Here is a 25,474-nt window from a genome sequence, read left to right as displayed (position 1 = left end):
AAAGGCAGGATGCAGATGTTTCGTAACTTCTTTTCCCCGATGCCGATTCTGACCGCCGCCTTTGGAGTTACGGCAGCAATGATGACCCTTTCGGCACAACCCGCTGCCGCCGCAGGTATTTTCACGCCGCCCGCTGGCTGCACGCTGGAAATCACCGTCCAGAACCGCAGTTGCACCGTGTCGCAGCACTATCGTTGCACCGCCGATCAGGCGGGCGATCAGCGCGTCACGATCTTTACCCCCGACGGGCCGGTCTATGAATCGCGCATCGACGTCGAAACCCGCTGGATGCAAAGCCGCAACCTGCTGTCCGGGCTGGCCGATACGCTGGTGGACGATTCACCCGACCATGCGTCTTTCTCGACCCTGCTGGACAGCGGGCGCGACGATTTCGATTTCTGGACCGTCTCGAACACGGGCGAGCGTCTGCACCATGTCGGCCATGACATCCTGACCGGCGAAACGACCGAAATCAGCGGCGTCGCGCTGGAGGTCACGCAGTTCGACCTGAAAACCTACAGCGAATCCGGCGATCTGCTGATCCACCGTCAGGGCAGCCAGTTCATCAGCCGCGCCCATGGCCGTTTCTATGGCGGGACCGAAAAATCGACCGACTGGACCGGCAATGCGGTCGAAGACAACGACACGCCCGTGCGCTTTGCCTTTCCCGGCCAGCCCGGTTTCGGCGACACCACGCCGCAATATGACTGCGACCTGCAGATGGTCCGCGCCAGCGACCCGCTGCAATCCGGGGCAAAGCTGTGACCGGCGCCCTGCTGCATGACCGCAGCGGCCGCTGCCTGTGCGGGGCGGTGGGCGTGCAGATGCGCGATCTGGGCGCCGATCTGCACGCCTGCCATTGCGATAGCTGCCGGCGCAACAATGGCGCGATGTCGATGACCGTGATGGTGCCCGCCGATGCGCTGACGGTGACCGGGGCGGAATGGGTGGAAACCTATGTCTCGTCGGAATGGGCCAGCCGGTCCTTTTGCCGCCGCTGCGGTTCGTCCCTGTGGTTTCGCATGAACCAGCCGGGCAGCGATTATTACCTGTCGGCGGGCCTGCTGGACGATCTGTCCGACATGCGGCTGGCCCACGAAATCTATTTCGACAGCAAACCCGACGCATGGGGTTTTGCCGGTCCCACCGAAAAACTGACCGGAGCAGAGGTCGAGGCGCTCTTCGCCGATCCCGCATCCGATCCAGCCAACCCCGCCTGAAGGGAGCCAAGCCATGACCGAATTCGACAGCAACTGGGAAGCCGCAGAGCAGGCCCGCCGCGACTGGATGGCGCAGAATTCGCTGTATCGCGAGGAAGACGAACATTCGTCCTGCGGCGTCGGGCTGGTCGTGTCCATCGAGGGCAAGCCAAGCCGCAAGGTCGTCGAAAGCGGCATCGACGCGCTGAAAGCGATCTGGCACCGTGGCGCGGTCGATGCCGATGGCAAGACCGGCGACGGCGCGGGCATCCATGTCCAGATCCCCGTCCCCTTCTTTTACGATCAGGTCCGCCGCACCGGGCATGAACCCGACAAGTCGAAACTGATCGCCGTCGGCCAGGTGTTCCTGCCCCGCACCGATTTTGCCGCGCAAGAACGCTGCCGGACCATCGTCAGATCCGAAGTCCTGCGCATGGGACACTATATCTACGGCTGGCGCCACGTCCCCGTGAACACCAGCGTTCTGGGCGAAAAGGCCAATGCGACGCGCCCCGAAATCGAACAGATCCTGATCCGCTGCGAAAAGGACATCGACGAGATCCGCTTTGAACGCGAGCTGTATATCATCCGCCGCCGCATCGAACGCGCGGCGATTGCAGCGCAGATCGCGGGGCTTTACTTCGCCTCGCTGTCCTGCCGGTCGATCATCTACAAGGGCATGATGCTGGCCGAACAGGTCGCGGAATTCTATCCCGACCTCAAGGATGAACGGTTCGAATCGTCATTCGCGATCTATCACCAGCGTTATTCGACCAATACTTTCCCGCAATGGTGGCTGGCCCAGCCTTTCCGCATGCTGGCCCATAACGGCGAAATCAACACGCTGAAAGGCAACCTGAACTGGCTGCGCAGCCATGAAATCCGCATGGCCAGCAATGCCGCTGGCGAGATGGCGGACGAAATCAAACCGATCGTGCCGGGCGGGTCGTCGGATTCGGCGGCGCTGGATGCGGTGTTCGAGGTTCTGGTCCGCTCGGGCCGTTCGGCCCCGATGGTCAAGACGATTCTGGTGCCCGAAGCATGGTCAAAGGCCACGACCGACATGCCGCGCGCATGGGCCGACATGTATGCCTATTGCAATTCGATCATGGAACCCTGGGACGGTCCGGCGGCGCTGGCCATGACCGATGGCCGTTGGGTCTGCGGCGGTCTGGACCGCAACGGCTTGCGCCCGATGCGCTATGTCGTGACGCAGGACAAGCTGCTGATCGCCGGTTCGGAAATCGGCATGGTCCCCGTGAACGAGGCTTTTGTCGTCGAAAAAGGCGCGCTTGGCCCCGGCCAGATGATCGCCGTCGATATGGCCGAAGGTCGCCTCTATCACGACCGCGAGATGAAGGACACGCTGGCCGCCAGCCTGCCCTTTGGCGATTGGGTCGAAAAAGTCATCCAGCCGTCCGAGGAAATGGCCCAGCTGGACGAACTGCCGCTGCATGCGGGCGACGACCTGCGCCGCCGCCAGATCGCGGCGGGCTATACGGTCGAACTGATCGAACAGGTGTTGGCCCCGATGGGCGAGGACGGCAAGGAGGCGCTGGCCTCGATGGGGGATGACACGCCGCCTGCGGTGCTGTCGCGCCAGTATCGGCCGCTGTCGCATTACTTCCGCCAGAACTTCAGCCAGGTCACCAACCCGCCCATCGACAGCTTGCGCGAAAACCGCGTGATGAGCCTGCGCACGCGGTTCGGCAACCTGAAAAACGTGCTGGAGGAAAGCTCGTCCCAGACCGAAATCACCATGCTGGAAAGCCCCTTCCTGGCCGATCGTGAATTCGAGGCGCTGTCCGTGATGTTCGGCGAACAGGTCACGAAAATCGACTGCACCTTTGCCGCCGATGGCGGGCCGGATGCACTGGGCGAGGCGCTGGCCCGGATCCGCGCCGAGGCAGAGGATGCCGTGCGTTCGGGCGAAGGCCATATCATCCTGACCGACGAAGGCATCAGCGATGCCCGCATCGGCGTGCCGATGATCACGGCGACCAGCGCGGTTCACGGCTGGCTGACCCGCAAGGGGCTGCGCACCTTCTGCGCGCTGAACGTCCGTGCATCCGACTGCATCGACCCGCATGATTTCGCGGTGCTGATCGGCTGCGGCGCGACCACGGTGAACCCCTATCTGGCGCAGGCCACGCTGGCCGACCGGATCGAACGCGGCCTGCTGGCGGGTGAGCTGAAGGACATCATGGACCTGTATCGCCACGCCATCGACGCGGGCCTGCTGAAGATCATGGCGAAAATGGGGATTTCGGTCCTGTCGTCCTATCGCGGCGGCCTGAACTTTGAGGCGGTCGGCCTGAGCCGCGCCATGGTCGCCGAATATTTCCCCGGCATGCAGTCGCGGATTTCCGGCATCGGCCTGCACGGCGCAGGCCAAGCTGATCGAGGCGCATGGCAAAGGGCTTTGGTCAGGATGCGGTCGGGCTGCTGCCGGTCGGCGGTTTCTACAAGGCGCGGCGATCTGGCGAAAAACACGCATGGGAAGCCAACACCATGCGCCTGCTGCAACTCGCCTGCGACAAGGCGTCCTATGATATCTGGAAACAATATTCCGCGCAGATGCGGGCCAATCCGCCGATCCATATCCGCGACCTGCTGGATATCAAATCGCTTGGCAAACCCGTGCCCATCGAGGAAGTCGAAAGCATCACCAGCATCCGCAAGCGTTTCGTGACGCCGGGGATGTCGCCCGGCGCGCTGTCGCCCGAGGCGCATATGACGCTGAACATCGCCATGAACCGCATCGGCGCAAAATCCGACAGCGGCGAGGGCGGCGAGGATCCGGCCCACAGCCACCCGCTGCCGAATGGCGACAACCCCTGTGCCAAGATCAAGCAGGTTGCCTCGGGCCGTTTTGGCGTCACGGCGGAATATCTGAACGCCTGCGAGGAGTTGGAAATCAAGGTCGCCCAAGGTGCCAAACCCGGCGAGGGCGGCCAGTTGCCGGGGATGAAGGTCACCGATCTGATCGCCCGCCTGCGCCACTCGACCAAGGGCGTGACGCTGATCTCGCCCCCGCCGCACCACGATATCTACAGTATCGAGGATCTGGCGCAGCTGATCTATGACCTGAAACAGATCAACCCGCGCGCCAAGATCACCGTCAAGCTGGTGGCCTCGTCCGGGGTCGGCACGATTGCGGCGGGTGTGGCCAAGGCCAAGGCCGATATCATTCTGGTGTCGGGCCATAACGGCGGCACGGGCGCCAGCCCCGCGACATCGATCAAATTCGCGGGCCTGCCCTGGGAAATGGGCCTGACCGAGGCGCATCAGGTTCTGGCGATGAACAAGCTGCGCGAACGCGTCACCCTGCGCACCGATGGCGGGCTGCGCACGGGCCGCGACATCGTCATGGCCGCGATGATGGGGGCCGAGGAATATGGCATCGGCACCGCCGCCCTGATCGCGATGGGCTGCATCATGGTGCGCCAGTGCCAGTCGAACACCTGCCCCGTCGGCGTCTGCACGCAGGATGAAAAGCTGCGCGCCATGTTCACCGGCAGCGCGGACAAGGTCGTGAACCTGATCACCTTCTACGCGACCGAAGTGCGCGAGGTGCTGGCCAGCATCGGCGCGCGTTCGCTGGACGAAGTGATCGGCCGCGCCGATCTGCTGACGCAGGTCAGCCGTGGCGACAAATCGCTGGACGATCTCGACCTGAACCCGCTGCTGATCACTGTCGATGGCGCGGACAAGATCGTCTATGACCGTTCCAAACCGCGCAATGCCGTGATGGACACGCTGGATGCCGAAATCATCCGCGATGCGGAGCGGTTCTTCAGCGATGGCGAGAAAATGCAGCTGTCCTATGCGGTGCGCAACACGCTGCGCACGGTGGGGACGCGGACCTCCAGCATGATCGTCTCGACCTTCGGGATGCGCAACAAACTGCAACCCGATCACCTGACCGTGCGGCTGACGGGTTCGGCGGGCCAGTCGCTTGGCGCCTTTGCCGCGCCGGGGCTGAAGATCGAGGTTTCGGGCGATGCCAACGACTATGTCGGCAAGGGCCTGTCGGGTGGCACCATCACCGTGCGCCCGCCGATGGACAGCCCGCTGGTCGCCGCCGACAACACGATCATCGGCAACACGGTCCTGTATGGCGCGACCGATGGCTATCTGTTCGCGGCGGGCCGTGCGGGCGAACGCTTTGCCGTCCGCAACTCGGGCGCGAAGGTGGTGATCGAGGGCTGCGGCACCAATGGTTGCGAATATATGACCGGCGGCGTGGCGGTGATTCTGGGCCGGATCGGCGCAAATTTCGGCGCGGGCATGACCGGCGGCATGGCCTATCTGTATGATCCCGACGGCATTGCGCCGGATTATATCAACCCGGAAACGCTGGTGACCTGCCCCATCGGACATGCACATTGGGAAGCCCAGTTGAAGGAACTGATCGAAACCCATGTCAAGGAAACCGGGTCCCTGAAGGGTGCCGAGATCCTGAACCATTGGGAAACCGAAAAAGCCAACTTCCTGCAGATCTGCCCGACCGAGATGCTGGCGCATCTGAAATACCCACTGGCCGATGTGGCCGAAAACGACGCCATCCCCGCCGAATAGGCCGACAAGGCAGGCCGGTGTTACAGAAAAGGGCGGCAGCCATGCCGCCCCTTTCGATTGCCGCGGCACGATCACGGGCCTGCGGCAGATCCACACCAGTTCCACCTTCGGCCTTGCGGCCACATACGGGCGCGTTTCCCGTTGCACATCCATGTTCTACGCTTGCAGGTGTGAACGTAAGATTAACAACTGAACCGCTTTTCCAGATATTTTATGTAATCTCTGCACAATACGCAGGCGCGGCGGAACAGAGCCGCCAGCCACGGCGTTGGCCGTCACAGCCGAAATCTCACAAGGTAAATCCCTCATGTCCGATCTGATCGTCATCGCATTCGAAGATGAGCCAACCGGGTTCGAGCTACGCGCCGAACTGGTCAAGATGCAAAAGGAATACCTGCTGGAAATGGATGACGTCGTCGTCGCCACCCGCAGTTCCGAAGATGACATCCGCCTGCATCAGGCGGTCAACCTGACCGCCGCGGGCGCGGTCGGCGGCGGCTTCTGGGGCGCGCTGGTCGGGGTGCTGTTCCTGAACCCGCTGCTTGGCGCGGCGGTGGGCGCGGCATCCGGCGCGATTGCCGGGCGCTTCACCGATATCGGCATCAATGACGATTTCATGCGCGAGGTCAGCCATGCCGTCGTCCCCGGCGGCTCGGCGGTTTTCGTGCTACTGCGCAAGGTCACGGCCGACAAGGTCCTGCCCCGGATCGAGGCTTTCAACAAACGTGGCCGCGTCCTGCAAAGCTCGCTGTCGAATGCCGATGAAGACCGCCTGCGCGAGGCCTTTGCGGGCGGCAGGCTGCACGAAACCGTCGCACCGCAACCCGGCGCCAACACGAACACTAACACTGGCACCGACACCGACGCGCCGCCTGCGGCCCCCACGACCGACGTGCCCCCGGTCCCCGATCCCGGCCCCATCGGGCGCTGATTTCAGCAGCCTCGCCCGCGCAGTCTGCTGTCAACGCTTGACCTTGTCACCGTCATCATGACACCACGCCCCCATGCGGCAGGGTGGCAACCTCTCTGATACGGAACGCCGGTCCCGGAACAGCTTGTTTCGGGGCCTATTTGCGTGGCTCTGGGGTTGGGTCCGCTGGCTTGGGCTGCGCTTTGCCGCGCTGATGGTCGGGCTGGTGCTGTTTTACAGCATGATAAACCCGCCGACGACATGGACCATCGTGGCCGAAACCCGCCAGCATCCCGGCACCGCGCGGCAATGGACCCGCTATCACGACATCGCGCCGGTGATGATCCGTTCCGTCGTCGCGGCCGAGGATGCGAATTTCTGCAATCACTGGGGTTTCGACATGACCGAAATCCGCAAGGTCGTGGCTTCGGGATCGTCGCGCGGCGCCTCGACCCTCAGCCAGCAGACGGCCAAGAACGTCTATCTGTGGCAGGGCCGCAGCTGGCCGCGCAAGGTTCTGGAAACCGCCTATACCCCGCTGATCGAGGCCCTGTGGTCCAAGCGCCGCATCGTCGAGGTCTATCTGAACGTCGCCGAATTCGGCCCCGGCGTCTTTGGCATCCACGCCGCCGCGCGCCACCATTTCGGCACCACGCCCGACAAGCTGACCACCCGTCAGGCCGCCGCGCTGGCCAGCATCCTGCCCGCCCCGAAAAGCCGCAGACCCGATACCGGATCGCGCCGCACAAGGGCCATTGCCGATGGCGCGGCGACCATCGCGCGCGACGGGCGCGACCGCTGCCCTGGGCTGTCGCTGCGCGAAAACGCCTGCTGATCCCGGATCGGCAATGCGTCGCGGTTGAAACGCAAGAGCCGCGGGCGTATCACCGCCCAAAGCCACAAGTCCGGGTCCAGCCGCGCAATGAATACCTCGTCCTCTTCGCAGACCATCCGCCTTTACCACATCCCGCTGTCGCCCTATTGCCGCAAGGTCCGGCTGGTTCTGGGCGAAAAGCGGATCGAGGTCGAACTGGTCGAGGATCGCTATTGGGAACCCGGCTCGGAACTGCTGCGCCGCAACCCGGCGGGCAAGCTGCCGGTGCTGCGCATGGATGGCCGCCTGCTGGCCGAAAGCCAGGCGATCTGCGAATATCTGGATGAAACCTATCCGATTCCGGCCCTGATGCCGACCGCGCCCGCCGACCGCTACGAGGTGCGCCGGTTGTGCGCGTGGTTCGACGACAAATTCAACGCCGAGGTGACGCAGCCGGTGATGACCGAACGCGTCTGGAAAAAGGTGATGAAGGCCGGTTACCCCGACAGCCGCACCGTCAAGGCGGGCCTTCGGGCAATCAAGGATCATATGGATTACCTGACCGGGCTGCTGGAAACCCGCCGCTGGCTGGCCGGGCCGACGATGACGCTGGCCGATTTCACGGCGGCGGCGCATTTTTCCTGTCTGGATTATATCTCGGACGTGGACTGGACCCGGTCGGAACTGCTGCAGGAATGGTATGCGACGATCAAGTCGCGCCCCGCCTTTCGCAGCCTGCTGGCCGATCACCTGCCGGGCGTGCCCCCGGCGCCGCATTATGCCGAACTCGATTTCTGAAACCCCGGCCGCGTCGAAGGCGCGGCTGCAGGACCATGCGCGGAGCGAGGGGTTTTCCGACATCGGCATCTGCCGCCCCGACGCGGTCCCCGCCCTGCCCGAACGGCTGGCCGCCTTTCTGGAACAGGGCCGCCACGGCGACATGGGCTGGATGGCCGAGCGCAGCCACTGGCGCGCCAGCCCCGCCGCGCTATGGCCCGAGGCGCGTTCCGTCATCATGCTGGCCGAACTGTATACGCCGGGCTACGACCCGATGGACACCGTCGGCCAGTCCGACAAGGGCGCGATCAGCGTCTATGCGCAGGGCCGCGATTACCACGATCTGGTCAAGAAGCGGCTGAAGCGCGTCGGTCGCTGGCTGCTGGACCAGCGCCCCGGCGAACAGATCAAGGTCTTTGTCGACACCGCCCCGGTCATGGAAAAGCCGCTGGCGCAGGCGGCAGGTCTGGGCTGGCAGGGCAAGCACACCAACCTCCTGTCGCGCCGCCTTGGCAGCTGGTTCTTTCTGGGTTCGATCTTTACCACCATCGACCTGCCCGGTGACGGCGCCGAGGTGTCGCATTGCGGCAATTGCCGCGCCTGTCTGGACGCCTGCCCGACCAATGCCTTTCCGGCGCCCTATCAACTGGATGCGCGGCGCTGCATTTCCTATCTGACAATCGAACACAAGGGGCCCGTCCCGGCCGAATTCCGCCCGCAACTGGGCAACCGGATCTATGGCTGCGACGATTGCCTTGCCGCCTGCCCCTGGAACAAATTCGCGCAAGAGGCCAGCGAACTGCGCTATCACGGCCCCCATCGCGCCCCCGACCTGGCCGATCTGGCGGCGCTGGACGATGCCGGATTTCGCGAACGCTTTTCCGGGTCGCCGATCAAGCGCATCGGGCGCGACCGGATCGTGCGCAATGTTCTGTATGCCATCGGAAATTCCGGCCGCCCCGAATTGCGGGCCAGCGCGCAGCGCCTGACCCAGGACCCCGATCCCGCCGTCGCAGATGCCGCCCTCTGGGCGGTCGAAAGGTTGTCATGAGCCAGTCAGGCAAGGGCATCGCCCTGAAACTGTCCAGCGTTATCGTCTTTACCCTGATGGCCGCGCTGATCAAGGCGACCTCGGACGCGGCGCCACCGGGGGAGCAGGTGTTTTTCCGGTCCTTTTTCGCGATTCCGGTGATCGTCATCTGGCTGGCGATCCGGCGGGAACTGCGGCAGGGCGTCGGCACCCGCCAGCCGATGAAACATTTCTATCGCGGCTTTATCGGCACCTCGGCGATGGCGCTGAACTTTGCCGCCCTTGGCTATCTGCCTTTCCCCGAGGCGACGGCCATCGGCTATGCCGCACCCCTGCTGACCGTCATCTTTGCCGCGATGTTTCTGGGCGAGGATGTGCGCGCCTTTCGCCTGATTTCCGTGCTGGTCGGGCTGATCGGCGTGGTCATCGTCCTGCTGCCCCGGTTCGGCGTCGACAGCGCGCATCTGACGACGGCGCAGACGCTTGGCGCGGTGCTGGCCCTGTCAGGGGCAAGCTGTTCGGCGCTGGCCCAGATCTTCATCCGCAAGCTGGTGCAGGAAGAACGCACGGTGGTCATCGTTTTCTGGTTTTCGATCACCTCATCGCTGCTGGCGCTGACCACGCTGCCCTTTGGCTGGGTGGTGCCGACGGGGTGGACGCTGGTGATGATGATCGCCACGGGCCTGCTGGGCGGGATCGGGCAGATCCTGCTGACCTCGGCCTATCGCCATGCCGATGCCTCGCTGGTGGCGCCGTTCGAATATGCCTCGATCCTGCTGGCGCTGGTGATCGGCTATGTCGGTTTCAACGAAGCCCCGACGCTGACCATGCTGACCGGTTCGGCCATCGTCGTCGCGGCGGGAATCGCGATCATCTGGCGCGAACGTCAACTGGGCATCCGCCACGCCCGCCAGCGCAAGGCGATGACGCCGCAGGGTTGGCGTCATTCAAAGCCAAAGGCAACGTAATCGCGCAGATAGGCCGCGCGGGCGGCCTTGTGCAGGCGCGGCTTGTCGATGAAGGCGGGCATGGTTTCCGGCCTTGGCGCGCCGTCGCCCGCCACCGCCGTGCTGTCGGCCACCCAGCCCAGCCCCCGCGCCAGATCATCTTCGCGGATCACGAAATCGGGCGGGGAAAAGCGCGCAAAGCCCTGCAGGACCTCGGACTGGCTGGCCCAACCGGGGTGAACGGCCAGCGTCGTCTGCGCATTCAGGTTGCGGCGCAGAAAGTCCAGAAATTCCCCAAAACGATCAATGGTTTCGGATTGCGTCATGGCAGGGATATCCATGTCCGCAGGCAGGTTGACGCGGTAAACCTGACGCATCATCTGGCGCTGGTCGGCGTTCTTGCCGGTCAGCAGCGCCTGAAACGCGGTCCATGCCCGGAACAGGGGGTGGCGCAGCACGGTAAAGCTGCGATGCCCCGGACGGTCGCGTTTCCACTGGCGCAGGCTGTTCTGGTTGAAGCTGCGTTCCAGCCGGCCCTGCGCGCGCAACCACTGGATCACGGCATCGGCCGGCCCGCCCTTGACCGGCATGAACAGGATGCCCCGCCCCGCATCGGCACCGACGAATCCGGGAACATTCGGGCCGCGGCGCGGTTCGAAATTCGGGATGCGGCGCAGCATGAACGGATCAAGCTGCGCCAGATCGGCCTGCATCTCGTCGAAATTCGTGACCTTTTCCGCCAGTTCGCGCGGGTTCTGGGGCACCTGATCATTGGCAGGCTCGACCCGTTCCAGATCGGTGCGGCCCAGCCAATGCAGCAGGCCGGTCATCACATCGGCGTCGCGCAAATCCTCATACCCCAACCAGAACCCGGCCTGCCCGCTGGTCTGCAAGCGGTTCAGCACGCGCAGCTGAAATTCCTCGATCGCGGACAGATCGCGGCGGAATTCGTCGCCGTCGAAACGGATCGCGGCGGGGATCGGGGTCTCTGTCTCGTTCAGCTTCCACTGGTTGGTTTCGCGCGCCAGCACGGTCGAGACATAGCTGTCCACCGGATTGCGCGTCAGGATGATCTTGGCGCATTCGCGGTCGTCCATGATCGCGTCGAACACGCGCGGGTCATGGTCGTGGAAATAGCGAAAGCCCGGCAGGTGGTTGGGCTTGTCCCACAGCGCAGCCAGCAGGCGCAGGGGATCGGCCTCGCGCTCGGCGCGGGTGATGCCCTTCAGTTCGTCCTTGTCGGGCCAGCCCATCATATAGGGGTTGAAGGCCTCGCCAAAGCAGGTGACGCGCTTCAGCGCGTTCAGCGTCGCTTCCAGCAGGTTCGAGCCGGTGCGCATTTCGGCAAAGATCACGAAACGCTTGAATTTGGGACTGTCGCTCATGTCGGCCCTGCCTTTTGTGGCGGTTCTTCGACCGCGAAATCACCCATGTTCTGCGGGCGCAGCCCCGCGTTGCGCAGACGCTGGAAAAAGCGCCCGATGCCCGTCAGATCGCGGATCGCAGGCGGATCCGCGGCCTGCGCCGGCTCTCCGCCAAGGCGCTGCACCACGGTTTGCAGCGCCGCCGCCGGCCGGGCCGAGAAATCGGCAAGGTTCCAGCTGTGCACCCGCGCCTTGAGCCAGACCGATTGCAGCACGGCCAGCATGTCCGTTTCCTTGCGCTGCAGGATCGCCGCGATCCGCCGCACATCGTCAAAGGGCATGCCGGATTGATACAGGGGCAGCGCCCATGCCCCTGTGATCACAAATAGCCGGGCATTGGGGTCGGTGGCCATGAACCAGTTCAGATTCTGGCGGTCGCGCGGGCTGAACTGCCAGATCTGGGTCCGGTTCGAGGCGCGGATCAGGTTGGCCAGAAAGCCCTTTGGGTCCAGATCGCGCAGCGCCGCACTGTTCGGCAGCGCCCCCGGCCCGACCTGCGCCCCGCCCGCGAATTCGACCTCGTCCGGGGCCAGCAGATGGCCATGGACATCGGCATCGACGCGGGCCTGCAGCCATTCCTGAAAGCCGGGGAACATGTCGGAAAAGCCGTAAAGCACCGCATAGGGCGCGGCGGTCTTGCCGTTTTCGCAGTCCTGTCTGGGAAAGCGGCTTTGCATATACAGCCCCGGCCGCCCCAGATTGCGCCGCGCCACCGCCCGGTTGATCAGCCGCCCGATCCGCGCGGGCTGCGGTTCGGCGGCGGATGGCGCGACCCCTGCCGGGCGCGGAAAATAATCGTAAAGCCCGGTTGCATGGGGCCAGATCTTGCGGGCGATGAAACAGCCCGATTCCTCCAGCATCTGGCGGTGATCTTCGTAGAAGATATAGGGTTTGCCCTGATCGTCGAATTTCGCCAGCGTCAGCGACCGGCTTTCGATATTCACCGAATGGCGCCGCGCCAGCGTCTGGAAATAGCTTTCATCCGGCACCCAGACCCGCTGGAAATAGCGGTCGAATTCCGGGCGGCGCGGATCGGTCAGGATCGCAGTCAGCGTGCCCCGCGTCAGGCACCACCATTGCGATCCCAGATGCGGCACGATGCCTTCGGGGATCCTGCGCCGCACCCGCAACCGGCGTTGCAGGTCAACATAATTGTCGAAAAGCCAGCGCCGGTGGCGAAAGGAAAACGGAAAACGCAGGGTAAAGCGTTCCTCGTTCAAGCCGCCGACGGTCCAGCCGACATCAACCGCCGTGACGCTTTCCAGAAAGTCGCGCTGCGGGTGGCGTTGCAGAAAGGCGACCAGATCGGCAATCGGACGCAGCGGCAGGCAAGAGCCCGAGACCAGCAGCACATGGGTAACATGCTCGAAACGGTCCAGCAGCATCGCCGCCGCCTCTTGTGTGGCGTCGACCATGCCGAACATGCCCCATTCGCAGGGCCGCCTGCGGCAAAAGACGACATCGCGCTGATCGGCCAGCGCGGCCTGCATCCCGGCCACCTCGGCATCGGGGGTGCGGGCATCGACATGGACCGACACCGCCGCCCCGCCCGTGACCCAGGTCCGCACCATGCGCGCGGCCAGCGCCAGTTCGTTGTGGCACAGCATCACCACGCCCAGCTTGACCTGCCTGCCGCCCGCCACCGCCATCGTCATGCCCAGTTGCCCTTGGAAATCAGGCCAAGGTCCTCAAGCTGGCGCCAGTCGTCGAAGCGCCGCGACTGGTCGCACCACAGGTCGATGTCATCCTTCAACGCGGAATGATAGGCGCGGTATTCCTGACTGTCGGCATAATGCTGCTGGCGGTCCAGTTCTTCGGCCGATTTGGCGACGAAGGTGGACAGGAATTTCGCATGCAGCAGGCACCCCGAGGCCTTTTCGCCGCCATCCTCGTCATAGACGAGGTTCAGCGAGCGCGGCAGCAGCATATGGGTCGAGCTGGCATAGGCATAGGACCGTTCCCACCGGACCAGCGGGATCTTGTTCAGCGCGGGGGCGTTCTGCGGATCCTCGGGGAAAAAGACACGGCCGCGCGGCCCGCCCTGAATCCACAGATTGCCGAATTCGCCATTCTTGCGGATCGCGTAATTCGCCGGATCGAACCAGCAGGCGATTTCAAAGGGGTTCTGCCCTTCGACATAGGGTTGTTCGGTGATCTGGCCCTTGGGATACATGTCCAGCAGCATCGCGGAAAAGGATTTGATCGTCGAGGCATCCAGCCAGTCGGTCAGCGCCCGCAGGGGCCGCGTATCGCAATGTGGATAGACCAGAAATTCGTCGGGATCGACCGTCAGACACCAATGCCCGCTGCCATGGCGCCGCAGCAGGTAGTTCATCCAGTCCATGCCAAAGCGGCTGTCCTTGTAGCTGGCGCGCGTGGACCAGACTGAAATATCGGGCTGGCCCGCCAGATATTCCCCGCTGCCATCATCGGAATCGTTGTCGACGACCAGAAAATGCTGGACGCCAAGCCGCCGGTAATAGTCCAGAAAATAGGCCAGGCGCGGCTTTTCATTGCGCAGCGTCATGAACAGCAGGATATCGCCCCGCCCGATCTGGCGGGTGCGGTTGACGATGGGGTGCAGCCTGCGGCGACGACGGATGGCACGGCCCAGCAGGTATTGCCTGTGGGCACGCATCTTCAGCCTGCGCTTTATTTTCCTGATAATGCGCACCAATGCCCGACCACCCCGTTAACCAGTCTGATAGACCAGTCGCCTTGCTTCATCAATGACGCGATGCACACTTTCAAAGTGTTGTTGCCAGGTAACATTCCCGTATTGCGGCAGTCGCTGGCGCGATTCTTTCGCCATGCGCAGGATGGTTTCGGCCCATGCGGCGGGATCGTCCGGGTCCAGCCAGATCGCGTAATCGCCCAGCATTTCGCGCGCGGCGGCAAGGGGCGTGGCCAGCACCGGGATGCCGCGCCCGGCCGCCTCGGTCAGGGGCAGGCCGAAGCCCTCGGCCCGGCTTGGCATCAGCAGGCCGTAGCTGCGTTCCAGCAATGCCGCGACGGTCGCATCGTCCAGATCGTTGAATTCGCGCACCGGACCGTCCTGCGGCAGGGCGTCCAGACGGGCAAATGTGTCGTGGTTTTCCCACCCCCGGCGTCCGATGATGAACAGGCGCGGCAGATCGGCGGGCGGCAGATCGCGGGCAAGACGGTCCCAGACATCCAGCAGCAGGGCATGGTTCTTGCGCGGCTCGATCGTGCCAAGGGTGACGAAAAAGGGCCGCGTCAGGTCCAGCCCCTGCGGCGGGTTTCCGGCGGGCGCCAGCCTTGTACCGATGGGCGTCGCGACGATCGGCGCGCGGCGGGCGATGGCCAGCCTGCCCCGCCACAGGGCAACCGCATCGGCGCTGGCCTGCGATACCGTCAGCACCAGATCCGCCATGCCGACCGCAACCATGAAGCGGTCGCGAAAGACCTGTGACTGGCCCTTGCGGGTGAATTCGGGGTGGTCCAGCGGGATCGTGTCATGGATCAGCACGGCCCGGTGCAAGGGGGACAGCGCGGCAAAGACGCGGCGGTCCCAGTTTGCATGGCCCAGGTTCAGATAAACCGCCCCTGCCCCAAGCCGCGCCGCCGCCCTGTCGCCAAGCCCATGCGCGCGGCGCGTCGTTGCGGCCACCGCCATGCGGCGCAGCGCGGCCTGCGCGCGGTGAGGGGCGCCATTGCGCCCGCGCAACCGGTCCAGCAGGCCGGGCGCGGGCAGGTCCGACAGATCGCCCGCCGACCAGCCGAGCAGCAGGGCACCAGCGGCCGGCGGCAGCAAAAGCTGCCCGCCGGAAACCCGGCACAGCAACAGGTGATCGCGGCCCTGCAGATGGTCCAGCCATTCGGCCTCGACCCGGTCGATGCCGGTCAGCGGACCCCGCCCAAGACGCGAGACCAGCCGCGAGACATCCAGCAGGATGCCCGGTTCAGCGGTCATAACCGCCGTTCTGGTGCCAGCGCCACGCATCGGCAATCATCTGCGGCAGGGTCGAACGATCCGGCTGCCAGCCAAGATCCGACATGGCCCGTTCGCTGCCGCAGACCAGCTTGACCGCATCACCGGCGCGGCGCGGCCCTTCGGTCATCGGCACGGTCCTGTTGGTCACATGGCGCGAATGGTCGATGACCTCGCGCACGGAAAAGCCGTTGCCGGTGCCCAGACAGAACACCTCGGTCCCGCCATCGGGGATGATCCGGCCTTCGCGCAGACGTTTCAGACCCAGCACATGGGCATCGACCAGATCCATGACATGGACATAGTCGCGGATGCAGGTGCCGTCTTTGGTCGGGTAATCGGTGCCGTGGATGGTCAGCGCCGGACGCTTGCCGTCAACGGCATCCAGAATCAGCGGAATCAGGTGGGTTTCGGGCTGGTGGAATTCGCCGACCTCGCCATCGGGATCCGCGCCCGCGACGTTGAAATAGCGAAAGATCACCGAGCGCAACCTGTCCGAGGCGCCGAAATCCTTCAGCATGTCTTCAATCGCGCGCTTGCTGGCGCCATAGGCGTTCAGCGGCGTCTGCGGGGTGTTTTCGTCCAGCACCACGCCGTCATGATCGCCATAGGTCGCGCAGGTCGACGAAAAGACGAAATCGCGGATGCCTGCGGCAATCACCGCCTCGATCAAGGACAGCGAGGCCGTGACATTGCCGCGCCAGTATTTGCCCGGTTCCCGCATCGCCTCGCCCACCTGGCTGAGGGCGGCGAAATGCATGACGGCGATGGGGCGGTGTTCGGCCAGCACCTGATCCAGCCGCGCCCGGTCCATCAGGTCGCCGCGTTCAAAGGGGCCGAATTTGACCGCCTGTTCCCAGCCTGTGCAGAGGTTGTCATAGGTGACGGGGATGAACCCCGCCGCTTTCAATGCCTTGCAGGCGTGCGAGCCGATATAGCCCGCGCCGCCCGTCACCAGAACCCTGTCCGCCATGGTTATTCGGCGGCTTTGCGCATCGACATGATGTCATGCAGATATTCGGCGAATTCATCCTTCAGTTCGTCGCGCGCCAGACCGAATGCCACGGTCGCCTGCAGGAACCCGGCCTTGGACCCGCAGTCGAAACGCTGGCCGCGAAAGCGCAGACCGTAGACGCCACGGCCTTCGTCGATTTCGTCGGCGATGGCATCGGTCAACTGGATTTCCCCGCCCGCGCCCTGTTTCAGCTTGTTCAGGTTGTCCATCACCGTCGGCGCAAGGATGTAACGCCCGATCACCGCGAGGTTCGAGGGCGGGTTTTCCTTGGGCTTTTCGACCATGCCCTTGGCGCGGACGATGGCGCCCATATCCTCGGCAATGTCCAGAACACCGTAGGCCTTGGTCTTTTCGATCGGCACCTCCATGGTCGCAACCATGGTGCCGCCGGTTTCCTTATAGGCTTCGACCATCTGTTGCAGGCAGGGCGGTTCACCCATGATGACGTCATCGGTCAGGATGACGGCAACGGGTTCGTCGCCCAGCAGGCGACGGGCGCACCAGACGGCATGGCCCAGACCAAGCGCCTTGTGCTGACGCACATAGGCAATGGCGCCGCTGTCCATATTGGTGCCGCGCAGAATGTCCAGCAGTTCGGTCTTGCCGGATTTCTTGAGGCTCGATTCCAGCTCATGCGCGTGGTCGAAGTAATCTTCCAGCGCGCCCTTGCCCCGCGAGGTGACAAAGATGAATTCGGTGATGCCCGCCTCACGCGCCTCGTCGATGGCGTATTGAATCAGGGGGCGATCCACCAAGGTCATGATTTCCTTGGGAATACTTTTTGTCGCCGGCAGAAAGCGCGTCCCAAGTCCCGCGACGGGGAAAATGGCTTTGGTGACCTTACGAGTCATTACGATCTTCTCCTGATGCGTTTACGCACGATCCTTGAGGGTGTGTTTATGTGTCACCCTGCGATGGATCAACTAAAGATTGGTGAATTGGTTGCCGTCGGTAGAATATTGATCTGCTTTACTTTTCCGCAGGCTTTCTGGCCCGTTGCCTACAAATCGGCGAATCATCGCCGCCTGAAAGCGTGAAACCAGCAGATTGCGGCTGCGACGCAGGCGGACGGCGAATGGTCGGGAACTTTTCACCTGCCCCCAAAGCCCGCCACGCTGTTCCCACCAGCCACCGGGGGTCAGGGTCAGCTCATGGGGCAGGATGGTCGGGGTCAGCAGCAGCAGGCAGGCGGTGCGGCCGGCGGCCACGGCCTGCGCGGCGCGGGCGCGCAGCCTGGCGGCCTGCCAGTGCCAGCCGGTCAGCACCAGTGGCGCAGCGTCGGCAAGCGGGACCGCGTTCAGGGGCAGAAAATCGCGATCCTCCGCCCGGATCGGTGCGGGTGGCGCGGGCGGCGGGTGGTGCAGCGCCTCGGCCATGCCCCGGCGCAGGCTGGCCAGCAGGCGCCCCACGCCAAGCGGGCCTAGCCGCCCCCCCAGCATATGCCGCAAAGCCGTTGCCGCTGTTCCAGTTCCAGCGGCGGCAGGCTCGCCCGATACCTCTGGGCAAAGATCACGGCAGAGCGGCCGATATCCGTCAGGCTGCGCGGCACGCCCTGCGCGGCGCGTTGCGGACCTGCGGCAATGCCGTGGATCACCTCGGCATCCGGAATGATGGCGGTCAGCGCGTCGGGAAAGCGGGCGGCCATGCGCATGTTCACGTCGCTTTCATCCAGAAAATAGCGAAACGCCGGGTCGAAACCGCCAATCGCCAGCAGCGCGTCACGGCGAAAGGCGCAATTCGTGCCGATGGTGCTGACCGGGCAGCCGTCGCGCGGGCCAAGGCCGACCCTGTCGGCCACGGCAATCGCGAATGTTTCCCCGCTTGGCGCGATGCGTTCGCCCTGCGCCTGCCATGACAGCCCGTCAGGCCCACGGGTGAACCCCGTCGCCGCGATCACGCGCGGATCGGCGAAACCCGCACAAAGCCGCCGCGCCCAGTTCGGCGGCGCCAGCGCATCGTCGTCGATAAAGGCAATCACCTGCCCCGCAGCCTGCGCGATCCCCAGATTGCGCGCCGCCGAGACATTCGCCCGGTCAAAGGAGATGCGCTTGATGTTCAGGTCCGGGCGCAGGTCCAGACCCGCCGGATCCGCGACCAGCACCAGTTCGAAATCGGGATGATCCTGCCGTTCCAGCGCCGCAAGGCACAGCGCCAGCGCCTGCGGACGGTGACGGGACAGGATGACGATGCTGAGACGCGGCAGACGGGTCGGGGCCGTGGCCCCTGCCGTCGATTGGACCTGCCCGCTCAATCCAGTCCCATGCGGTGCATCATCTGTTCGATACGCGCCACGTCAGAGGGGTTGTTCAGTTCCCAGAACTCGCGCCCCCGCGCCTCGACCGGGACGCAAAGCACGCGGCGGCCGCGTTCAAGGAAACGCAACTGCTCCAGCCCCTCCAGCACCTCGGCGCGGCCTTCGTCCCAGGTCGCGTATTCGGCCAGCGCGGCGGGACGATAGGCATAGACGCCGACATGGTGGAACACCGGCGTCGGCTGATCGTCGCCGTAATCGCCGCCCGCATAGGGGATGACCTCTTTGGAAAAATACATCGCGCGATTGTCATGGCCAAAGACCGCCGTGGTGCCGCCGACGCGGCCCTGCCTGCGATCCTCGATCAGATCGGCGCGCATCGCGCCCGTGCATTGCAGCACCGGGGTCGCCACATCGGCGCCGGGATCGGCGCGCAGCCCGGTGACCAGATCCTCGATGAACCATGCGGGGGTCAGCGGCGCGTCGCCTTGCAGGTTCACGACGATTTCGGGGGCGATGCCCAGATTGGTCACCGCCTCGGCGCAGCGTTCCGTGCCATTGCGCGCGGCGGGCGAGGTCATCACGACCTCGGCCCCGAATCCCTGCGCATGGTCGCGGATGCGGTCGTCATCGGTCGCGACGACGACACGATCAATACCGGCGACCTCTTGCGCGGCCATCCAGCTGCGCTGGATCAGGCTGAGTTCGCGCCCGGAGGCGCCCTTCAGCGCGACCAGCGGCTTGCCCGGATAGCGCGAGGACTGGTAGCGCGCGGGAATGACGATGACGGTGGACAAGGCTCAGCCCTTCACCAGCAGGACGCCCGGCGCAAAGGCGATGAAGAACGGATTGTCAAAGCCCGGCTTGCCATAGGCCAGCGGCGTGTGATCGTCGAACCGCACGACCTGCCCGCCTGCCGCGCGCAAAACCGCATCGCCGGCCGCCGTGTCCCATTCCATGGTGCGGCCAAGGCGGGGATACAGATCCGCCTCTCCGGTCGCGACCAGACAGAATTTCAGCGACGACCCCGCGCTGGTCATGTCGCGCACGCCATATTGGCCGATATAGTCGTCCGTCGCCTGATCGCGGTGCGATTTCGAGGCGACGACCATCAGCGCGCGGTTGTCGAGAGTCGAGTTGACGCCGATCGGGGCGACCTCGCCCGGCGTCGGGCCGAACGGGCCCTTTTCCTCGACCGCGCCTCCTTCGGCGGTGGTGTAGAACAGCCGTTCCCTGGCCGGGGCATAGACCACGCCCAGAACCGGGGTGCCGTCGACGACATAGGCGATATTGACGGTGAAATCGCCACGGCGCTGGACGAATTCCTTGGTGCCGTCCAGCGGATCGACAATCAGGAAGGTGGACAGGGTCTGACCATGGGTCGCGGCCTGTTCTTCGGTTACCAGCGGAATATCGGGGAAAGCGGCGCGCAGACCGGCGGAAATCAGCGCATCGGCGGCCTCATCCGCCTCGGTCACGGGCGAAGCGTCGGATTTGGCGCGGACCTCGAAATCATCGGCGCCATAGATTTCCATGATCCGGGCCCCGGCCTCCAGCGCCAGACGGCGCAGTTCGATCATCATTGATTCAGATTGCATGTAAAATCCTTTCCCGCCCGGCGGCGGAAGGGTGTAACCCGATTGAACCCCGTCGCGCGGCCTCTTATGATCCGCCGGGACGGGATGGGCAAGCCGCCCGGGTCAAACACAGCACGGTCGATCGCATTCATGTTCACAGCGCGCCGAAATCGCAACATGGTGGAGGCCGCGTTCACCACGCTGGCGCTGATCTATCATGTCACGGTCTATGATCTGCGCAAGGAACATGCGAATGCCGTCGTCGGCCTGCTGATGACGATCGTGCAATCCAGCCTGTTCATTCTGGGCTTTTACGGCATCTACATGATCATGGGTGTGCGCAATTCGCCGATCCGGGGCGATTTCATCCTGTATATCATGTCCGGCATTTTCATGTTCATGACCTATTCCCAGACCATGGGCGCGGTCGCGGGTGTCGGTGCGGGCGGGGTCGGCGGGCTGACCAAGCACGGCCCGCTGAGCACCGCCGTGATGATCACGGCCGCCGCGCTGGCGGTGCTGTATCGGCAGACGATTTCGATCTTTGTGCTGCTGTGGGGCTATCACGTTCTGGTCAAGCCGATCACGCTGGACCAGCCGCTGGCCTGTTACGCGATGCTGCTGCTGGCCTGGTTTTCGGGCGCGACCGTCGGCCTGGTCTTTCTGGCCCTGCGCCCGTGGTGGCCGCAGGGCACAAAGATCCTGACCCAGCTTTTCCAGCGCATCAACATGATCGCATCGGGCAAGATGTTCGTGGCGAACACCCTGCCCCCCTTCATGCTGAAGATGTTCGACTGGAACCCGCTGTTCCATATCGTGGACCAGACGCGCGGCTTCACCTTCATCAATTACGCCCCGCGCAATTCCAATCTGGAATATCCGATCTATGTCGGCCTTGCCGTGCTGATGATCGGGCTGATGGCGGAATTCGTCACCCGCAACGCCATGTCGGCAAGCTGGTCGGCGGGCAAATAAAGGCGGCGGGCAGGTAAACATGCCTTTCTTGCGCGCGGCCCGGCGTTCAGCCTGACCGGATCCGGGTGCGGCTTATCCATCACAGCGGATTATTCTGCACTTGCCCGTCAGCCACCGCCAAGATAAGCGGAAATCCGCCAATCTTGGGGAAACGGGTCATGAGTAAAGACAGTACCGAACAGCATCTGGAACTTGCAACCGGGGATCCTGCCGTGGCGGAAACCACGCTGCAAGGCGCCGAACTGCTGGAACAGGCCAGCCGCCTGCTGGTCAGGCTGGAGCATCAGGTCGGGCTGCAATCCAACCCCATCGACGGCACCTGTCCCGTCTTTTACGAGGATGAGGTCTTTCAGATCGCGCTGCCCTAGGCGGCCTTTGACGGCTATCAACTGAAAATCGCGACCCGTCACACGGTGCCGGACCCGGTGCTGTTCGTGCAACTGTTCGATCTGCTGCCCGATCTGAACGGACGGGCCTTGCTGGATGTCGGCAGCTATACCGGCCTGTCGGGGCTGGTCATGCACCGCTTTCTTGCCCCCTCGAAACTGCATCTGGTCGAGCCGCAAAAGGTCATGCAGGATCCGCTGCGCCGCACGATCAAGGCCAATCTCAAGACCTCTCAGGTGGTGCTGCATGATTGCATCATCGACGATGGAACCTCGGCCATGACCCGCGCCAGTTCGCGGCCCGACCGCCTGTCCGAAGCGACCTATCTGCGGCGCGACGGCGGCAAGCTGCAGTCCGCCACCATCGACGGTCTGGGCATCAAGAACCTTGGCCTGATCCATCTGGATACGCCCGGCCAGAAAATCTATGCCCTGCGCGGCGCGGAAAAGGTGCTGGAAAACGACCGCCCCATTGTCGTCGCCAACCTTGCCGGCCGCGACATCGCCGAACAGCGCGAATTCATGGAGGCGCGGAATTACGAATATGTCCGCGCCGGCAAGCACGCCGCGATCTTTTTGCCAAAGTGACGCGCGCAGATGTCCGTCGCCTTTGTCACGATGGTCTATAACGACCAGTTCTTTCTGGATATCTGGCTGCGCCATTACCGCAAGCATGTCGCGCCGGAGCACCTGTATATCATCACCCACGGCCCCCAGCCCTATGCGCATGAGATGGCGGGCGACTGCAATGTCATCGAAATCGAACGCGATCCCCTGAACCCGCGACTGGATCAGGACCGCTTTGTCTGGCTCAGCACCTTTTGTTCCGAACTGACCGAACGCTATCAGCGGGTGGTGTGGAACGATGTCGATGAAATCCTGGTGCTGGACCCGCAGCACGGCGCGGGGCTGGTCGATTACATTCTGGGCATCCCCCGCGAACAAGAGGTGATCACCGCCCTTGGGCTGGAGCTGTGCCACCGCTTCGATCAGGAAAACGACTACGATTATTCCCGCCCGATGTTCGCGCAGCGCCGCTATGTGCGGATGAACGGCTGGTATACGAAGCCCAGCATGACCTCGGTGCCGATCATCTGGGGCCCGGATGGGCATGGATCGTCCTATCACCAGATCCATCTGGACCCGAATCTGTATACGTTCCACCTGAAATGGTTCGACCAGATGTTTCACATCAACCGCCACCGCGACCGGCTGAAGCTGCGTTTCAAGGACGGCGAGGGGCAAGAGGTCATCGTCGGCGCGGGCAGTTGGGCATGGTCGGAACAGACCTATCTGATGGTGTCGAACGCCTTTCTGCGCCAGCGCATCATCGACGACGAAAATGCCTTTGATTTCTCGCGCCATCGCCAGCGCGTCATCGACAGTTTCAAGGAAGGCCGCACCGGCATGTACAAGATCGACTGGTTCGTCGATGGCGACCTGCATCTGCTGCCGGAACGCTTCATCGGCACGGTCTGACCGGCGGTGAAGATCTGCAAAATCATCTGTTCCTGACCGCTTGCAGCCCGGTTTCGTCACCCTATATAGAGTTGCGAGCCGCCACGGGGCTGCAAGGTTCCGTCGGTGTTCATCAGGGATTAGGTCCCAGAGGCCGGACAGGATCTGAGGGCCGTCAAATCGCCGCAAGAGAGGATATGGTATATGTCTAAAGTTATCGGCATCGACCTGGGCACGACCAACAGCTGCGTCGCCATCATGGACGGCAGCCAACCCAAGGTCATCGAAAACTCCGAGGGTGCGCGCACGACCCCCTCGATCGTCGCATTCACCGAAAACGAACGTCTGGTGGGCCAGCCTGCGAAACGTCAGGCCGTGACCAACCCGACCAACACGATTTTCGCCGTCAAGCGCCTGATCGGCCGCAAGGTCTCTGACGCCGAGGTGGAAAAGGACAAGGGTCTGGTTCCCTATGACATCGTCGATGGCGGCAATGGCGATGCCTGGGTCGAGGCACGCGGCGAAAACTATTCGCCCGCCCAGATCAGCGCCGTCACCCTGCAAAAGATGAAGGAAACCGCCGAAAGCTATCTGGGCGAACCCGTCACGCAGGCCGTCATCACGGTTCCCGCCTATTTCAACGACGCGCAGCGTCAGGCGACCAAGGACGCGGGCAAGATCGCGGGCCTTGAGGTTCTGCGCATCATCAACGAACCGACCGCCGCCGCGCTGGCCTATGGTCTGGACAAAAAGGAATCGAAAACCATCGCGGTCTATGACCTTGGCGGCGGCACCTTCGACATCACCATTCTGGAAATCGACGATGGCCTGTTCGAGGTAAAATCCACGAACGGCGACACCTTCCTGGGTGGTGAAGATTTCGACATGCGCGTCGTCAACTATCTCGCGGATGAGTTCAAGAAAGAGCATGGCAACGACCTGACCAAGGACAAGATGGCCCTGCAGCGCCTGAAAGAGGCGGCTGAAAAGGCCAAGATCGAACTGTCCAGCTCGAACCAGACCGAAATCAACCTGCCCTTCATCACCATGGATGCGCAGAACGGCACGCCGCTGCACCTGGTCATGAAACTGACCCGCGCCAAGCTGGACAGCTTGGTCGGCGACCTGATCAAGCGCACCATGAAGCCGGTTCAGGAAGCCCTGAAAGACGCCGGCATGTCCAAGGCCGACATCGACGAGGTGATTCTGGTCGGCGGTCAGACCCGCATGCCCAAGGTCATCGAAGCCGTCACCGAATTCTTTGGCAAGGAACCGCATAAGGGCGTGAACCCCGACGAGGTCGTGGCTCTGGGCGCCGCCGTTCAGGCCGGCGTTCTGCAAGGCGACGTCAAGGACGTGGTCCTGCTGGACGTGACGCCGCTGTCGCTTGGCATCGAAACGCTTGGCGGTGTCTTCACCCGCCTGATCGACCGCAACACGACGATCCCGACGAAAAAGTCGCAGATCTTTTCGACCGCGGAAGACAACCAGAACGCCGTGACCATCCGGGTGTTCCAGGGCGAACGCGAAATGGCGGCCGACAACAAGCTGCTGGGTCAGTTCAACCTTGAAAACATCCCGCCCGCACCGCGCGGCATGCCGCAGATCGAAGTGACCTTTGACATCGACGCCAACGGCATCGTCTCGGTTTCGGCCAAGGACAAGGGCACGGGCAAGGAACAGAAGATCACGATCCAGGCCTCGGGCGGTCTGTCCGACGAAGATATCGAGAAGATGGTCAAGGACGCCGAGGCGAATGCCGAAGCCGACAAGGCCCGCAAGGAACTGGTCGAGGCCCGCAATCAGGCCGAAAGCCTTGTTCACACGACCCGGAAATCGCTGGAAGAACATGGCGACAAGGTCGACGGCTCGACCGTCGAAGTGATCGAACTGGCGATCGGCGCTCTGGAAGACGCGCTCAAGTCAGATGATGCCGGCAAGATCAAGGGCGCCATTCAGAACCTGATGGACGCCTCGATGAAACTGGGCGAGGCGATCTACAAGGCCAGCCAGTCCGAAGCCGGTGACAGCGCCGATGGCGAACCCGGTCCCCGCGACGTGGACGATGAAATCGTCGATGCCGATTTCGAGGACCTTGGCGAAGACAAGCGCAAGTAAGCGATCCGGATGACACAAGACCGGCCCATGACGCACAGGCGCAGGGCCGGTCATTCACAT

The 25,474-nt window shown here is 63.6% G+C and carries 22 protein-coding genes and 1 pseudogene; 13 read left to right on the top strand and 10 right to left on the bottom strand.

The annotated features are described in order from the left end of the window. Positions 1 to 15 precede the first annotated feature (15 nt). The 8 genes and pseudogenes from PE067_RS12805 (at position 16) to PE067_RS12770 (ending at position 10,279) form a co-directional block, all read left to right on the top strand. Positions 16 to 765, top strand: a complete 750-nt coding sequence (locus PE067_RS12805) for a hypothetical protein (RefSeq protein ID WP_276189784.1) — start codon at positions 16 to 18, stop codon at positions 763 to 765. Beyond that, positions 762 to 1,220 (top strand): GFA family protein, encoded by a 459-nt coding sequence (locus PE067_RS12800; RefSeq protein ID WP_276189782.1) that lies wholly within the window; start codon positions 762 to 764, stop codon positions 1,218 to 1,220. The genes PE067_RS12805 and PE067_RS12800 overlap by 4 nt, the downstream gene beginning before the upstream one ends. 13 nt (positions 1,221 to 1,233) lie before the next feature. After that, positions 1,234 to 5,780 (top strand): annotated as a pseudogene (gltB, locus tag PE067_RS12795) (glutamate synthase large subunit). A gap of 307 nt (positions 5,781 to 6,087) precedes the next feature. Then, positions 6,088 to 6,711, top strand: coding sequence for a DUF1269 domain-containing protein (locus PE067_RS12790; protein WP_276189780.1), 624 nt, complete (start codon positions 6,088 to 6,090; stop codon positions 6,709 to 6,711). A 124-nt stretch (positions 6,712 to 6,835) separates the two neighbouring features. After that, complete coding sequence (mtgA, locus tag PE067_RS12785; protein ID WP_276189778.1) at positions 6,836 to 7,525, top strand: monofunctional biosynthetic peptidoglycan transglycosylase; 690 nt, start codon at positions 6,836 to 6,838, stop codon at positions 7,523 to 7,525. An 87-nt stretch (positions 7,526 to 7,612) separates the two neighbouring features. Further along, entirely contained in the window at positions 7,613 to 8,302 is a 690-nt protein-coding gene (locus PE067_RS12780) for a glutathione S-transferase family protein (RefSeq protein ID WP_276190034.1), read from the top strand. Then, on the top strand, positions 8,283 to 9,332 hold the full coding sequence (gene queG / locus PE067_RS12775) for a tRNA epoxyqueuosine(34) reductase QueG (protein ID WP_276189776.1): 1,050 nt from the start codon (positions 8,283 to 8,285) through the stop codon (positions 9,330 to 9,332). Before PE067_RS12780 ends, queG begins: the two co-directional genes overlap by 20 nt. Next, positions 9,329 to 10,279: a DMT family transporter gene (locus PE067_RS12770; RefSeq protein WP_276189774.1), complete on the top strand. Its 951-nt coding sequence runs from the start codon at positions 9,329 to 9,331 to the stop codon at positions 10,277 to 10,279. The genes queG and PE067_RS12770 overlap by 4 nt, the downstream gene beginning before the upstream one ends. On the opposite strand, the gene PE067_RS12765 is transcribed toward PE067_RS12770, so the two are convergent. The 10 genes from PE067_RS12765 to cysQ all read right to left on the bottom strand — a co-directional run bounded on the left by PE067_RS12765 (position 10,255) and on the right by cysQ (position 20,498). After that, on the bottom strand, positions 10,255 to 11,643 hold the full coding sequence (locus PE067_RS12765; protein WP_276189772.1) for a hypothetical protein: 1,389 nt from the start codon (positions 11,641 to 11,643) through the stop codon (positions 10,255 to 10,257). The genes PE067_RS12770 and PE067_RS12765 overlap by 25 nt on opposite strands. After that, a complete protein-coding gene (locus PE067_RS12760) occupies positions 11,640 to 13,337 on the bottom strand; it encodes a beta-1,6-N-acetylglucosaminyltransferase (protein WP_276189770.1) in 1,698 nt (565 codons plus the stop codon). The genes PE067_RS12765 and PE067_RS12760 overlap by 4 nt, the downstream gene beginning before the upstream one ends. Next, on the bottom strand, positions 13,334 to 14,320 hold the full coding sequence (locus PE067_RS12755; protein WP_276189767.1) for a glycosyltransferase family 2 protein: 987 nt from the start codon (positions 14,318 to 14,320) through the stop codon (positions 13,334 to 13,336). Before PE067_RS12755 ends, PE067_RS12760 begins: the two co-directional genes overlap by 4 nt. A gap of 54 nt (positions 14,321 to 14,374) precedes the next feature. Then, positions 14,375 to 15,616: a glycosyltransferase family 1 protein gene (locus tag PE067_RS12750; RefSeq protein WP_276189766.1), complete on the bottom strand. Its 1,242-nt coding sequence runs from the start codon at positions 15,614 to 15,616 to the stop codon at positions 14,375 to 14,377. Further along, complete coding sequence (gene galE, locus PE067_RS12745; RefSeq protein WP_276189764.1) at positions 15,606 to 16,607, bottom strand: UDP-glucose 4-epimerase GalE; 1,002 nt, start codon at positions 16,605 to 16,607, stop codon at positions 15,606 to 15,608. Before galE ends, PE067_RS12750 begins: the two co-directional genes overlap by 11 nt. Before the next feature lie 2 nt (positions 16,608 to 16,609). After that, on the bottom strand, positions 16,610 to 17,500 hold the full coding sequence (locus PE067_RS12740; RefSeq protein WP_276189762.1) for a UTP--glucose-1-phosphate uridylyltransferase: 891 nt from the start codon (positions 17,498 to 17,500) through the stop codon (positions 16,610 to 16,612). Positions 17,501 to 17,572: 72 nt separating this feature from the next. Continuing rightward, a complete protein-coding gene (locus PE067_RS12735; RefSeq protein ID WP_276189760.1) occupies positions 17,573 to 18,088 on the bottom strand; it encodes a hypothetical protein in 516 nt (171 codons plus the stop codon). Then, the gene (locus tag PE067_RS12730; protein WP_276189758.1) at positions 18,070 to 18,900 is read right to left on the bottom strand and encodes a glycosyltransferase family A protein; all 831 of its coding nucleotides are present in this window, start codon (positions 18,898 to 18,900) and stop codon (positions 18,070 to 18,072) included. Before PE067_RS12730 ends, PE067_RS12735 begins: the two co-directional genes overlap by 19 nt. After that, entirely contained in the window at positions 18,897 to 19,697 is an 801-nt protein-coding gene (locus PE067_RS12725; protein ID WP_276189756.1) for a 3-deoxy-manno-octulosonate cytidylyltransferase, read from the bottom strand. Before PE067_RS12725 ends, PE067_RS12730 begins: the two co-directional genes overlap by 4 nt. A 3-nt stretch (positions 19,698 to 19,700) precedes the next feature. Then, positions 19,701 to 20,498 carry a 3'(2'),5'-bisphosphate nucleotidase CysQ gene (cysQ, locus tag PE067_RS12720; RefSeq protein ID WP_276189754.1) on the bottom strand — a complete coding sequence of 266 codons (798 nt, stop codon included), beginning with the start codon at positions 20,496 to 20,498 and terminating at the stop codon, positions 19,701 to 19,703. A 156-nt stretch (positions 20,499 to 20,654) separates the two neighbouring features. On the opposite strand from cysQ, the gene PE067_RS12715 reads away from it, so the two are divergent. From PE067_RS12715 to dnaK, 5 genes are all read left to right on the top strand, one after another. Next, entirely contained in the window at positions 20,655 to 21,452 is a 798-nt protein-coding gene (locus PE067_RS12715) for an ABC transporter (protein ID WP_276189752.1), read from the top strand. A 158-nt stretch (positions 21,453 to 21,610) separates the two neighbouring features. Continuing rightward, positions 21,611 to 21,820 carry a hypothetical protein gene (locus PE067_RS12710; RefSeq protein WP_276189750.1) on the top strand — a complete coding sequence of 70 codons (210 nt, stop codon included), beginning with the start codon at positions 21,611 to 21,613 and terminating at the stop codon, positions 21,818 to 21,820. A gap of 57 nt (positions 21,821 to 21,877) precedes the next feature. Then, entirely contained in the window at positions 21,878 to 22,426 is a 549-nt protein-coding gene (locus tag PE067_RS12705) for a hypothetical protein (protein ID WP_276189748.1), read from the top strand. Between the two features lie 9 nt (positions 22,427 to 22,435). Beyond that, on the top strand, positions 22,436 to 23,317 hold the full coding sequence (locus tag PE067_RS12700; protein WP_276189746.1) for a hypothetical protein: 882 nt from the start codon (positions 22,436 to 22,438) through the stop codon (positions 23,315 to 23,317). A gap of 183 nt (positions 23,318 to 23,500) precedes the next feature. Beyond that, positions 23,501 to 25,414 carry a molecular chaperone DnaK gene (gene dnaK / locus PE067_RS12695; RefSeq protein ID WP_276189744.1) on the top strand — a complete coding sequence of 638 codons (1,914 nt, stop codon included), beginning with the start codon at positions 23,501 to 23,503 and terminating at the stop codon, positions 25,412 to 25,414. The last annotated feature ends 60 nt before the right edge of the window (positions 25,415 to 25,474 follow it).

This window comes from Paracoccus sp. DMF-8 (assembly GCF_029309835.1).
Taxonomy (GTDB): domain Bacteria; phylum Pseudomonadota; class Alphaproteobacteria; order Rhodobacterales; family Rhodobacteraceae; genus Paracoccus.
Note: the sequence above shows the minus strand (reverse complement) of the source record. Positions and strands in the feature narration are given on the sequence as shown.

What these genes read in the sequence shown, in the direction of transcription:
- PE067_RS12805 (WP_276189784.1), top strand. Translation starts at nt 16, where the DNA reads ATGTTTCGTAACTTCTTTTCCCCGATGCCGATTCTGACCGCCGCCTTT.
- PE067_RS12790 (WP_276189780.1), top strand. Translation starts at nt 6,088, where the DNA reads ATGTCCGATCTGATCGTCATCGCATTCGAAGATGAGCCAACCGGGTTC.
- PE067_RS12780 (WP_276190034.1), top strand. Translation starts at nt 7,613, where the DNA reads ATGAATACCTCGTCCTCTTCGCAGACCATCCGCCTTTACCACATCCCG.
- queG (WP_276189776.1), top strand. Translation starts at nt 8,283, where the DNA reads ATGCCGAACTCGATTTCTGAAACCCCGGCCGCGTCGAAGGCGCGGCTG.
- PE067_RS12770 (WP_276189774.1), top strand. Translation starts at nt 9,329, where the DNA reads ATGAGCCAGTCAGGCAAGGGCATCGCCCTGAAACTGTCCAGCGTTATC.
- PE067_RS12765 (WP_276189772.1), bottom strand. Translation starts at nt 11,643, where the DNA reads ATGAGCGACAGTCCCAAATTCAAGCGTTTCGTGATCTTTGCCGAAATG.
- PE067_RS12760 (WP_276189770.1), bottom strand. Translation starts at nt 13,337, where the DNA reads ATGACGATGGCGGTGGCGGGCGGCAGGCAGGTCAAGCTGGGCGTGGTG.
- PE067_RS12755 (WP_276189767.1), bottom strand. Translation starts at nt 14,320, where the DNA reads ATGCGTGCCCACAGGCAATACCTGCTGGGCCGTGCCATCCGTCGTCGC.
- PE067_RS12750 (WP_276189766.1), bottom strand. Translation starts at nt 15,616, where the DNA reads ATGACCGCTGAACCGGGCATCCTGCTGGATGTCTCGCGGCTGGTCTCG.
- galE (WP_276189764.1), bottom strand. Translation starts at nt 16,607, where the DNA reads ATGGCGGACAGGGTTCTGGTGACGGGCGGCGCGGGCTATATCGGCTCG.
- PE067_RS12740 (WP_276189762.1), bottom strand. Translation starts at nt 17,500, where the DNA reads ATGACTCGTAAGGTCACCAAAGCCATTTTCCCCGTCGCGGGACTTGGG.
- PE067_RS12735 (WP_276189760.1), bottom strand. Translation starts at nt 18,088, where the DNA reads ATGCTGGGGGGGCGGCTAGGCCCGCTTGGCGTGGGGCGCCTGCTGGCC.
- cysQ (WP_276189754.1), bottom strand. Translation starts at nt 20,498, where the DNA reads ATGCAATCTGAATCAATGATGATCGAACTGCGCCGTCTGGCGCTGGAG.
- PE067_RS12715 (WP_276189752.1), top strand. Translation starts at nt 20,655, where the DNA reads ATGGTGGAGGCCGCGTTCACCACGCTGGCGCTGATCTATCATGTCACG.
- PE067_RS12710 (WP_276189750.1), top strand. Translation starts at nt 21,611, where the DNA reads ATGAGTAAAGACAGTACCGAACAGCATCTGGAACTTGCAACCGGGGAT.
- PE067_RS12700 (WP_276189746.1), top strand. Translation starts at nt 22,436, where the DNA reads ATGTCCGTCGCCTTTGTCACGATGGTCTATAACGACCAGTTCTTTCTG.
- dnaK (WP_276189744.1), top strand. Translation starts at nt 23,501, where the DNA reads ATGTCTAAAGTTATCGGCATCGACCTGGGCACGACCAACAGCTGCGTC.